This is a genomic window from Actibacterium sp., from assembly GCF_041584535.1.
GTDB lineage: Bacteria > Pseudomonadota > Alphaproteobacteria > Rhodobacterales > Rhodobacteraceae > Actibacterium_D.
The window spans coordinates 1-10,750 of the sequence record NZ_JBFHDW010000060.1 but is presented as its reverse complement, the minus strand read 5'-3'; the positions used below and the strand labels follow the sequence as shown (position 1 = coordinate 10,750).

Annotated in this window: 14 protein-coding genes; 6 read left to right on the top strand and 8 right to left on the bottom strand. The window is 62.4% G+C overall.

Going from position 1 to position 10,750, the window contains the following annotated elements; translation table 11 throughout:
* A partial coding sequence (locus ABYW26_RS04780) for a glutamate-cysteine ligase family protein (RefSeq protein WP_372603651.1) occupies positions 1-338 on the bottom strand: 338 nt, incomplete at its 3' end.
* Between the two features lie 181 nt (positions 339-519).
* Between ABYW26_RS04780 and ABYW26_RS04775 the strand changes: the two genes are divergently transcribed.
* Positions 520-912, top strand: a complete 393-nt coding sequence (locus ABYW26_RS04775; RefSeq protein WP_372603650.1) for a YkgJ family cysteine cluster protein — start codon at positions 520-522, stop codon at positions 910-912.
* Here the strand turns inward: ABYW26_RS04775 and ABYW26_RS04770 are convergent.
* A complete protein-coding gene (locus ABYW26_RS04770) occupies positions 896-2,395 on the bottom strand; it encodes a CoA-acylating methylmalonate-semialdehyde dehydrogenase (RefSeq protein WP_372603649.1) in 1,500 nt (499 codons plus the stop codon). The two genes, ABYW26_RS04775 and ABYW26_RS04770, sit on opposite strands and share 17 nt — an antisense overlap.
* A gap of 102 nt (positions 2,396-2,497) precedes the next feature.
* Here ABYW26_RS04770 and ABYW26_RS04765 point away from each other — a divergent pair, with 102 nt between their 5' ends.
* From ABYW26_RS04765 to coaD, 3 genes are all read left to right on the top strand, one after another.
* A complete protein-coding gene (locus ABYW26_RS04765; protein ID WP_372603648.1) occupies positions 2,498-3,418 on the top strand; it encodes a LysR family transcriptional regulator in 921 nt (306 codons plus the stop codon).
* Positions 3,419-3,473: 55 nt separating this feature from the next.
* Complete coding sequence (locus ABYW26_RS04760; RefSeq protein ID WP_372603647.1) at positions 3,474-3,908, top strand: CBS domain-containing protein; 435 nt, start codon at positions 3,474-3,476, stop codon at positions 3,906-3,908.
* Positions 3,909-3,975: 67 nt separating this feature from the next.
* Positions 3,976-4,470, top strand: a complete 495-nt coding sequence (coaD, locus tag ABYW26_RS04755; protein ID WP_372603646.1) for a pantetheine-phosphate adenylyltransferase — start codon at positions 3,976-3,978, stop codon at positions 4,468-4,470.
* Positions 4,471-4,476: 6 nt separating this feature from the next.
* Here the strand turns inward: coaD and ABYW26_RS04750 are convergent, their stop codons facing one another.
* The 3 genes from ABYW26_RS04750 to tkt all read right to left on the bottom strand — a co-directional run bounded on the left by ABYW26_RS04750 (position 4,477) and on the right by tkt (position 8,031).
* Complete coding sequence (locus tag ABYW26_RS04750; RefSeq protein ID WP_372603645.1) at positions 4,477-4,620, bottom strand: hypothetical protein; 144 nt, start codon at positions 4,618-4,620, stop codon at positions 4,477-4,479.
* 35 nt (positions 4,621-4,655) lie between these two features.
* Positions 4,656-5,654 carry a type I glyceraldehyde-3-phosphate dehydrogenase gene (gene gap, locus ABYW26_RS04745; protein ID WP_372603644.1) on the bottom strand — a complete coding sequence of 333 codons (999 nt, stop codon included), beginning with the start codon at positions 5,652-5,654 and terminating at the stop codon, positions 4,656-4,658.
* 361 nt (positions 5,655-6,015) lie between these two features.
* Positions 6,016-8,031 carry a transketolase gene (gene tkt / locus ABYW26_RS04740; RefSeq protein ID WP_372603643.1) on the bottom strand — a complete coding sequence of 672 codons (2,016 nt, stop codon included), beginning with the start codon at positions 8,029-8,031 and terminating at the stop codon, positions 6,016-6,018.
* Positions 8,032-8,227: 196 nt separating this feature from the next.
* On the opposite strand from tkt, the gene ABYW26_RS04735 reads away from it, so the two are divergent.
* Together ABYW26_RS04735 and ABYW26_RS04730 are read left to right on the top strand one after the other, a co-directional pair.
* Positions 8,228-8,704 carry a hypothetical protein gene (locus ABYW26_RS04735; protein ID WP_372603642.1) on the top strand — a complete coding sequence of 159 codons (477 nt, stop codon included), beginning with the start codon at positions 8,228-8,230 and terminating at the stop codon, positions 8,702-8,704.
* Positions 8,697-9,083 carry a cell division protein ZapA gene (locus ABYW26_RS04730; protein ID WP_372603641.1) on the top strand — a complete coding sequence of 129 codons (387 nt, stop codon included), beginning with the start codon at positions 8,697-8,699 and terminating at the stop codon, positions 9,081-9,083. The genes ABYW26_RS04735 and ABYW26_RS04730 overlap by 8 nt, the downstream gene beginning before the upstream one ends.
* Before the next feature lie 177 nt (positions 9,084-9,260).
* Here ABYW26_RS04730 and grxD read toward each other — a convergent pair whose 3' ends face one another.
* The 3 genes from grxD to ABYW26_RS04715 form a co-directional block, all read right to left on the bottom strand.
* Positions 9,261-9,623, bottom strand: coding sequence for a Grx4 family monothiol glutaredoxin (gene grxD / locus ABYW26_RS04725; protein ID WP_372603640.1), 363 nt, complete (start codon positions 9,621-9,623; stop codon positions 9,261-9,263).
* Between the two features lie 22 nt (positions 9,624-9,645).
* The gene (locus tag ABYW26_RS04720; protein ID WP_372603639.1) at positions 9,646-9,882 is read right to left on the bottom strand and encodes a BolA/IbaG family iron-sulfur metabolism protein; all 237 of its coding nucleotides are present in this window, start codon (positions 9,880-9,882) and stop codon (positions 9,646-9,648) included.
* A gap of 60 nt (positions 9,883-9,942) precedes the next feature.
* On the bottom strand, positions 9,943-10,750 hold an 808-nt coding region (locus ABYW26_RS04715; protein WP_372603638.1), incomplete at its 5' end, for an AIR synthase related protein.

Genomic DNA, 10,750 nt, shown 5'->3' with positions numbered 1-10,750 from the left:
TCGTTATAGCGTTGCTTGTCAGTGTGGTGCTGTTGCTTCCAATCGGCGAACGGGTGGCACGAGGCGGCAATCGGCGCCAGCCCATGCTCGGCCGCGATCCGGGCCACGGTGCGGCGCAGATGTTGCAGGTCGGCGCGGGCCTCGGCCACGGTCTTGCAGACATGGGTGCCGATCTCGACCTGACATTGCAGGAATTCCGGGCTGAACTGACCCTCCAGCTCTTTGGCGCAGGCCTCCATCAGCGCGGCGGGGGCCATGGCCAACGCGCAGGTCTCGCGGTCAACCAGCAGGTATTCTTCTTCGATGCCGATGGTAAAGGCGGGCATGGGCTTGGGCATGGCGGGTCTCATTGTTTTAGGCAGGTAACCAAAGCAGACCCGGTGCGGCAAGCAGAACACGCCTCAAGGCCGGAAAAACAACGCTCTTGCGCGACTCGGGCGGGCCAGAGTAAACGCCGCGACAGCGCATCGCGGGGCGGCATCGGGCCGCTTGGCCCGGCGCCTTTCTGACAGTGTGAAAATGGCTCATCCCGAGTTTGACTGCACCACGTGTGGTGCGTGCTGTTTCGGCGGTCACGACCGCTATATTGCCCTTCTGGACCCGGACCGGGCGCGCCCGATCCCCGAGGCACTGACCAACCAGATCGACGGGCGGCGTTACATGAAAATGCAGGACGGCCACTGTGCGCAGCTGATGCTGGCCGACGGTGCCCGTCTGGTCTGTGGCATCTATGCCGACCGCCCCGAAGCCTGCCGCGCCTTTCGTGCCGGCAGTTTCGAGTGCCTGCGCGCCCGCCAGCATCGCGGGGCACAGGCCGAGGCGCTGAAGGCACAAAGCAATGGGCCAGAGGCATCTCTGCCCCCGGCCCATGTGATCGCCGATCTGGACGGTGGTTTTAGTCCATCTGTTTAAAGTGGAACTCGCCGCCTTCTTTCAGGCCTGACGGCCAGCGCGCGGTGACGGTCTTGGTGCGGGTATAGAACCGGAACGCATCGGCGCCGTGCTGGTTCAGATCGCCAAAGCCGGATTTTTTCCAGCCGCCAAAGGTGAAATAGGCCAGCGGCACCGGGATCGGCACGTTGATACCGACCATGCCGATATTGATCCGGCTGGCGAAATCGCGGGCGGTGTCGCCGTCACGGGTAAAGATCGCGGTGCCGTTGCCGTATTCGTGGTCCATGGCATAGGCCAGGGCCTCTTCATAGGTTTTGGCGCGCACGGTCGACAGGACCGGGCCGAAGATTTCCTTGCGGTAGATGTCCATGTCGGTGGTGACGTGGTCGAACAGGTGCGGGCCGACAAAGAAGCCGTCCTCATAGCCTTGCAGGTTGAAGTTGCGGCCATCGACGACCAGCTTGGCGCCCTGATCGACACCCGATTGCACCAGCCGCAGGATGTTTTCCTTGGCGGCGGCAGTCACGACCGGGCCGTAATCGACATCGCTGCCAGCGGTATAGGGGCCGACTTTCAGCTTTTCGATGCGCGGCACCAGCTTTGCGATCAGGCGGTCGGCGGTTTCATCGCCCACCGGCACCGCGACCGAAATCGCCATGCAGCGTTCGCCCGCCGCGCCGTAACCGGCACCGACCAGCGCGTCAGCGGCCTGATCCATATCGGCGTCGGGCATGATGATCATGTGGTTCTTGGCGCCGCCAAAGCACTGCACCCGTTTGCCAGCGGCACAGCCGCGCGAATAGATGTAATGCGCGATCGGGGTCGAGCCGACAAAGCCCACGGCCTGAATGGTTTCGTTGTCCAGAATGGCGTCGACCGATTCCTTGTCGCCGTTGATCACCTGAAGCACGCCATCAGGCAGACCGGCCTCTTTCAGCAGTTCCGCCAGCATCAGCGGCACCGAGGGGTCGCGCTCGGACGGTTTCAGGATAAAGGCGTTCCCGGCGGCCAGGGCCGGGCCCATTTTCCACAGCGGGATCATCGCCGGAAAGTTGAACGGCGTGATGCCGGCGGCAACACCCAGCGGCTGACGCATGGAATACATGTCGATGCCGGGGCCGGCGCTGTCGGTGAATTCACCTTTCAGCAGATGCGGCGCGGCGATGCAGAATTCGATCACTTCCAGACCGCGCTGAACGTCGCCCTTGGCGTCGGGGATGGTCTTGCCATGCTCGCGGCTCAGGGCCTCGGCCAGCTTTTCCATGTCACGGTTGATCAGGCGGACGAATTCCATCATCACCCGGCCGCGTTTCTGCGGGTTGGTGGCGCCCCATTCGATCTGAGCCTTGGCGGCATCGGCGACAGCGGCATCCAGTTCGGCCTTGCTGGCCAGCGGCACGCGGGCCTGAACCTCGCCGGTGGCGGGGTTATAGACATCGGCAAACCGACCGGACGTGCCGGCGACGCGCTGACCGTTGATGAAATGGCTAAGCTCTTGCATGGGATCCTCCCTGATCTGATTGCGGGCACAATAGTCTTGCAAATTTCAACCGGAAAGGGCCAGTATTCCAAAAAGGTTTTGCATAAATGGGGGTATGGTCTGGTGGAGCCGAATTGGGATGACTTGCGGGTATTTCTGGCCGTGGCCCGCGCCGAAAGCCTGTCAGGCGCGGGCAAGACCCTGAAGCTGGACCCGGCCACCGTCGGGCGGCGCATCCAGCGGCTGGAAGAGGGCATGGGCGCCACCCTGTTCGCCAAATCGCCGCAAGGCTATGCCCTGAGCGCCGAGGGCGAACGCATGCTGGAACGCGCCGAACAGGCCGAGCAGGCGATCACCCTTGCCACCGAAGAGATGCGCGGCCAGACCGGCCAGATCACCGGCGTCATCCGCATCGGCGCGCCGGACGGCTGCGCCAATCACCTGCTGCCTCAGGTCTGTGCCAGCATCGCCGACCGGCATCCCGATCTCGAAGTGCAAATTCTGGCGCTGCCGCGCGTCGTCAACCTGAGCAAGCGCGAGGCCGACATGGCCATCACCGTCAGCCCGCCCGACACCGGTCGCCTGACCGTGCAGAAGATCACCGATTACCACCTGCATCTGGCCGCCAGCCGCCGCTATCTGAACCAGCACCCGAACATCCAAAGCCTTGAAGACCTGAAAGGCCACCGGATGATCGGCTATATTCAGGATATGATCTATGACAAGGAACTGGACTATCTGTCGACACTGCAAGGGGACGCGCCGACGCTGGTGTCGAACTCGATCGGGGTGCAGCTGAATTTTATCCGCCACCACGCCGGAATCGGCATCGTCCACGACTTTACCTTGCCTGCTGCACGCAATGTTAGACGAATCCTGACAGACCATGTGTCGCTGACGCGGGCATTTTATCTGGTCCGCCACGCCGATGATCGCAAGGTCGAGCGCCTGAGCCGCTTTGCGCAAGAGCTGATAACAGGCGTGAAAGAAGAAGTTTCCCGGCTGGAAGCCCTCAGTGCCGCTGCCGAGATCACAGTTACTTGACAGACACTCGTCGATAAGGCGAGGGTTGAGATTAGAAAAGGGAGGCCCGACATAAATGCAAGTCCAACACATTCTCAAATCCAAGGCCGAAGGCAGCGTCGTGACCATTGCTCCGGGCGCGACCGTGGCCGATGCCGCGGCGGTATTGTCCGCGCGTCGGATCGGTTCGCTGGTTGTGTCGAGCGATGGTGTGTCGGTGGATGGCATTGTCTCGGAGCGCGATATCGTGCGCGAACTGGGGCGCCGGGGACCGACCTGCATGGCAGACACGGTCGATGACCTGATGACCAAAAGCATCGTGACCTGCGCCCGCGAAGACGATGCCGAAAAGATCCTGCAGACCATGACCGATGGCCGATTCCGCCACATGCCGGTGCTTGAAGACGGCAAAATGATCGGCCTGATCTCGATCGGGGACGTGGTCAAGGCCCGCCTGTCCGAGCTGGCGATGGAAAAAGACGCCCTGCAAGACATGATTATGGGCCGCTGATCCGGGCGGCTCTTGCAAAGGCCCGCGCATTATTGTTGCTTGTCGTAAAAGATACGAGGGGACAGTTATGCGCATTGGTCTTTATCCCGGCACCTTTGATCCGGTTACGCTGGGCCATATCGACATTATCAAGCGCGCGTCGACGCTGGTGGACCGTCTGGTCATCGGCGTCGCGATCAACCGTGACAAAGGCCCGCTTTTCTCGCTGGAAGAGCGCGTCGCCATGGTCGAATCCGAATGCGCCAAGTTGAAGGTTCCGGGCGGCCCGGAATTCGTCGTCCACCCGTTTGAAAACCTGCTGATCGATTGCGCCCGCGATGTCGGCGCGTCGATGATCGTGCGCGGCCTGCGCGCCGTGGCGGATTTCGAATATGAATTCCAGATGGTCGGGATGAACCGGGTGCTGGATGCCAGCGTCGAAACCGTGTTCCTGATGGCCGATGCCCGGCGTCAGGCCATCGCCTCGAAACTGGTCAAGGAAATCTGCCGTCTGGGTGGGGATGTCTCGAAATTCGTGCCCGCCGAGGTCAACACCGCCCTGATCGAGCGGCTGCACGGCTAGGCTGGCCTAACGCCAGAACGCCAGATATTCGGTCAACTCGGCAAAGCGGCGGGCCAGAAACAGGCTGCCTTGACCGCCGTTCAGGATCAGGTCGCCGACGACAGCGCCGGCAATCAGAACCCCAAGCAGCAAGGCTAATCTGTCTGTCATGATAAAAGGGGCGCGTTTCGCGCCCCGCTCCGTTCTTAGATCGCGCCCATTTTGGCGGCCAGATCGGCCATGCGGCACGAAAAGCCCCATTCATTGTCATACCATGCCAGAACGCGGACCAGACGGCCACCAATCACTTTGGTCTGGTCGGCGGCAAAGATCGAGCTTTCCTCAGTATGGTTAAAGTCGATCGAGACCTTCTTCTCGGTGTCATAACCCAGAATGCCCTTCATCGGACCGGCCGCAGCGGCGGCGATGACCTCGTTCACCTCGGCCTCGGTCACGTCCCTGCTGGCGATAAAGGTCAGGTCCACGGCCGAAACGTTCGGCGTCGGCACGCGCACGGCCGAACCATCCAGCTTGCCTTTCAGCGCCGGCAGAACCTCACCCAGCGCCTTGGCGGCACCGGTCGAGGTCGGGATCATCGACATCGCAGCGGCGCGGGCGCGATACAGGTCCTTGTGGCGGCGGTCCAGCGTCGGCTGGTCGCCGGTATAGGCGTGAATCGTGGTCATGATGCCCGATTCAATCCCGATCGCGTCATGCAGCGCCTTGGCCACCGGGGCCAGACAGTTGGTGGTGCAGGACCCGTTCGAGATCATGTTCAGCTCGGGCGTCAGTTCATTGTCGTTGACGCCCATGACGATGGTTTTCTGCACGTTCTTGGCCGGGGCCGAGATCAGAACCTTCCGCGCCCCCTGTTCCAGATGCACCTTGGCCTTGTCGCCATCATTGAACTTGCCGGTGCATTCCAGAACCACATCACAGCCCGACCAGTCCAGCTCGGTCGGCTCGTAGGTCGAGAACACTTTCATCGGGCCAGCGCCCATATCCATCATGTCGCCATCAACGGTGATCTTGTTGGGAAAGCGGCCATGAACGCTGTCATAGCGCATCAGGTGGGCGGCGGTCTCGATCGGGCCGGTGGCGTTGATCTTGACGACCTTCACGTCCTCGCGGGCGGATTCGACGATATGGGCCAGAGTGCAGCGGCCGATACGGCCATAGCCATTGATGCCAAGGGTGATGGTCATGTTTCGATCTCCGTTTTCGGTGATGTCGCGTTGGCCGCTCCATACCGCGCCGAGGCGCCATAAGGAAGGCGCAAAGGCTGCGGATTTCAGGCTGTTAGCGCAAAATTCCGGCACCAGAACCGTGGTGGCGCTAACGCCATGACCTGTTCCCGCTAACAGATCCGGGGGAATCGCATACCCCGAAAGGCATAAAAAAGCCCGCGCCAAGCGCGGGCTTTATCTTGGGGCGCTGCCCCAAACCCCGGGATATTTATGCGAAAAAGAAACCAGATTCTTCTTCGTTCAAATATCCCCGCCGGAGGCAGCCTGACGCGCCGTAAGGCGCGGAGGACCAGACTTGCGCGCTGTCAGGCGCGCGCAATCAAAGCAGCTCTTTGACCTTGGCGACGGTGGCTTCGGCGGTGATGCCGAACATTTCATACAGTTCCTCAGCCGGGGCCGAGGCGCCGAAGCTGTTCATGCCGATGAACCCGGCCTTGGCCTCGCGGCCGCGTTCGCCCAGCAGCCACTGGTCCCAGCCAAAGCGCACGCCGGCCTCGATGGCGACGCGGACCGGACCTGCGGGCAGGACGCGCTTGCGATAGGCGGGGTCCTGTTGCGCGAACAGCTCAAAGCTGGGCATCGAGACCACGCGGGTGCCGATGCCTTCGGCTTCGAGCATGTCGCGGGCCTTGAGCGCGATTTCCACTTCCGAGCCGGTGGCCATCAGGATCGCCTGACGCTTGCCGGTGGATTCGGCCAGAACATAGCCGCCCTGAGCGGTCAGGTTCTTGGTGGTGTGCTGGGTGCGCACCGTCGGCAGGTTTTGCCGCGACAGCGCCAGCACCGCCGGGGTCTTCTGCGAGGTCAGCGCGATTTCCCAGGCTTCGGCGGTTTCCACCGTATCCGCCGGGCGGAAGACGTTGATATTTGGCGTCGCGCGCAGCATGGCCACATGTTCGACCGGCTGGTGGGTCGGGCCGTCTTCGCCCAGACCGATGCTGTCATGGGTCATGACATAGGTCACCGGAATGCCCATCCGCGCCGACAGGCGCACCGCGCCACGGGCGTAATCGGTAAAGCACAGGAAGGTGCCGCCATAGGGCCGCACGCCGCCATGCAGCGCCATGCCGTTCATCGCCGCCGCCATGCCATGTTCGCGGATGCCGTAATAGACATACCGGCCGCTGCGGTTATCGGGCATGAACACGCCCAGATCGCCGGTCTTGGTGTTGTTCGAGCCGGTCAGGTCAGCCGAGCCACCGACGGTTTCCTGCATGATCGGGTTGACGACCTCGAGCACCATTTCGCTGGATTTGCGGGTGGCGACCGAGGGGGCCTCGTCGCTGATCTGTTTTTTCAGCGCCTTGATGGTCGCCGACAGTTTCTTCGGGGCCTCGCCCGCATAGGCGCGCAGGAAATCGTTCTGCTTGGTCTGCGACAGGGTGGCCAGGCGGGTTTCCCAGGCCTGACGTTCGGTCGCGCCGCGCGATCCGATCGCCTCCCATGCCGATTTGATGTCGGCGGGAATTTCGAATGCGGCGTGGTGCCAGCCATAGATGTCCTTGGTGTCAGCCACGACCTTGGCGTTGGTCAGGGCGCCGTGGCCTTTGGACGTGTCCTGAGCCGCCGAACCCAGCGCGATATGGGTTTTACAGGCAACCAGCGTCGGGGTCTTGGTGGCCTTGGCGGCGGTGATGGCGCGGTCGATATCCTGCGGATCGTGACCATCGCATTCGAACACCGACCAACCCGAGGCCTCGAACCGTTTCAGCTGATCGGTCTTGTCCGACAGCTCGACGGTGCCGTCGATGGTGATGTTGTTATTGTCCCACAGCACGATCAGTTTCGACAGCTCGTGCCGACCGGCCAGACCGATGGCTTCCTGGCTGACGCCCTCCATCAGGCAGCCATCGCCGGCGATCACATAGGTATAGTGATCGACGATTTTTTTGCCGTAGCGCGCGCGCTGGATTTCCTCGGCCATGGCAAAGCCCACGGCGTTCGAAATCCCCTGACCCAGCGGCCCGGTGGTGGTCTCGACGCCCGAGGCGTGGCCATATTCCGGGTGCCCGGCGGTGATCGCGCCTTTCTGGCGGAAATTCTTGATCTGCTCAATGGTCATGTCTTTGTAACCGGTGAGATAGAGCAGCGAATAAATCAGCATCGACCCATGCCCCGCCGACAGGATAAACCGGTCGCGGTCAGGCCAGTTCGGCGCCGAGGCGTCGAATTTCAGATGTTTCTCGAACAGCACCGTCGCCACGTCAGCCATGCCCATCGGCATGCCGGAATGGCCGGAATTGGCTGCGGCGACTGCGTCCAGCGTCAAGGCGCGAATGGCGCAGGCCTTGGACCAGTGATCGGGGTGCGCTTTGGCAAGGGCTTGGATGTCCACGTCGAGGAACCTTCGATGAATGTCTGTTAGCGGCGGTCATAGGCAGCACCGGCCACAAGATCAAGCGATAGCCTCGATTTGCGGGCCGGAAAGGGGGGCGCAATTGCCTTGGTCATTGGGTAAGATCAAGAAACCCGGGACCTGCCCGCGATTCGTGCGAAACCCGTGGGACATAAGTAAGGCTGGACAGGCAGAGATGAGCGACATCAACGAATTTGAGCAACGGATCTCGGCCGCGCTTGAGCGAATCGGCAAAGGCTTTGACCGTTTGTCGGCTGGCACTGGCGGTTCGGATCAGTCCGAAGCACTGCAAGCGGCGCTGGCGGCCGAGAAATCCGCCAATGCCCAACTGGAAGAGCGCGTGCGCGCCATCCGTGAGAAACAGGACGGGCATCTGGCCCAGCTTGAAACCCGGCTGGCGAAACTCTCGGCCCGCGCCGAGGCGGCGGAACAGGAAATCGACCGCCTGCGCGCAGTAAACGCCGAATTGCGCGCCAACAATGCGGCGCTGCGTCAGGCGAATGCCGGCGGGCTGGGCTCGGTCGGGCTGATCAACGAAGGCATGCAGGCCGAGCTTGAGGCGCTGAAGGCGCTGCGCGACAGCGACCGTGCCGAACTGGACCAGATCCTTGCCGAACTGACCCCCCTGACCGAAGGAGACCACCATGCCTGACGTTCAGATCACCATCGGCGGCCGCACCTTTGAGGTCTTCTGCCAAGAGGGCGAAGAGGTCTATCTGCGCTCGGCCGCGGCGCTGCTGGATACCGAGGCGGCAACGCTTGTCACCCAGATCGGTCGCCTGCCCGAAGCGCGGATGCTGCTGATGTCGGGGCTGATGCTGGCCGACAAGACCGCTGGTCTGGAAGAACGGCTGAAACAGGCCGAGGAAAACCTTCAGGCGCTGACCGCGCAACTGGAAGCGGTCGAAACCGCGCCAGCGCAGCGGGTCGAAGTGCCGGTGATCCCGGCCGCCCTGCGCGAAAATCTGGCTGAACTGGCCGCCCGCGCCGAAGCTCTTGCCGATGCGGTCGAGGACAAGACCAGCGCCTGATCCCGGCCCGCGCCGCCTGAAACCGGCGCCGGAATGAGTATTTTGACCAAGAAAAAGACCCCGGGCTTCTTTTTCGCTTAAATATCCCGGGGTTTGGGGCAGCGCCCCAAGACCTTCAAACAAAAAGCCCGCGGCCGGTTTGGCGCGGGCTTTTGCGTTGGTGAGGCCGGGGCCGGATCAGACGTTGGCGGCGCGGATTTTTTCCGCGGCATCCTTGTCATAGGCGACGCCGGCCTGTTCGAACATCGTGTCCAGCTCACCCGACAGGGTCATCTCGGTCACGATATCGCAGCCGCCGATGAATTCGCCTTTGACGTAAAGCTGCGGAATGGTCGGCCAGTCGCTGAATTCCTTGATGCCCTGACGGATTGCGTCATCGGCAAGGACGTTCACGTCTTTATAGTCAACGCCCATGAAATTCAGCACCCCGGCAATACGGGACGAGAACCCGCATTGCGGCATGTCCTTGGTGCCCTTCATGAACAGCACCACGTCGTTGCCGGTCACGGTTTCCTTGATCTGGGTCTGTGCGTCGGTCATCGTCGTTTTCCTTATAAGGGCCTCAGTCCGGGGCCCGCGTGGTCAGGCCCAGAGCGTGAATTTCGCCATGCGAGCCATCAATCTTGCCTTGCAGCGCCTTCATCACCGCGCGCTGTTGTTGCACGCGGTTCATGCCGCGAAAGCTTTCGTCGATCACCAGAGCCGAGAAATGCACGCCGTCATCGCCCTGCACCTCAATCTCGGCATTGGGAAAGCTTTGGCGGATCAGGGTTTCAATTTCCTGTGCATCAATGGCCATGGTCGGATCCTTGTTGTCTGTGGTTCCAAATTTAGGTGCGCGAGCGGCGGTTCACAAGCGTTACGCGATGGCTGCGGCAAAAGCGCCGCGATAAAGCGCGGCCAGATCGGCCAGCGGCGCGTGCGTCTTGCCGAACGTCACCGCATCGCCGCCGAATTTACCGACCGTGGCAACCGGCACGCCTGCTTGAGCGGCGGCGGCCATCAGCGCCTCGGCCTGATCGAACGAGCAGGCGACCAGATAGCGGGCCTGATCTTCGCCGAACAGGGTGGGGGTGTCGTCGGCGTCAAGCGTTACGCCAACGCCGCCGGCTTCGGCCATCTCGAAGGCGGCCAGTGCCAGACCGCCATCCGACAGGTCGGTGCAGGCGCCGATCAGCGTGCCGTGGCCGCGGATGAAGTCGCCGTTGCGGCGCTCGGCGGCCAGATCGACATGCGGCGCATCGCCGTCTTCGCGGTTGAACACTTCGGCCAGCCGGGCCGACTGGCCCAGATGGCCCTTGGTTTCACCGATCAGCAGCGCCAGCTGCCCGTCCTGCGCCACGCCGGCGATCAGGTCGTTCTGGCTGGCCAGCAGGCCCACGGCGCCGATGGTCGGGGTCGGCAGGATGCCGGTGCCGTCGGTTTCGTTATACAGCGACACGTTGCCCGACACGATCGGCATGTCCAGCGCGGCGACAGCGGCGCCGATGCCTTTGATGGCGCCGACGAACTGACCCATGATCTCGGGCTTTTCGGGGTTGCCGAAGTTCAGGTTGTCGGTGGTGGCCAGCGGACGCGCGCCGACAGAGCAGAGGTTGCGGAAGGCCTCGGCCACCGCCTGTTTGCCGCCCTCGACCGGGTTGGCCTTGACGTAGCGCGGGGTGACG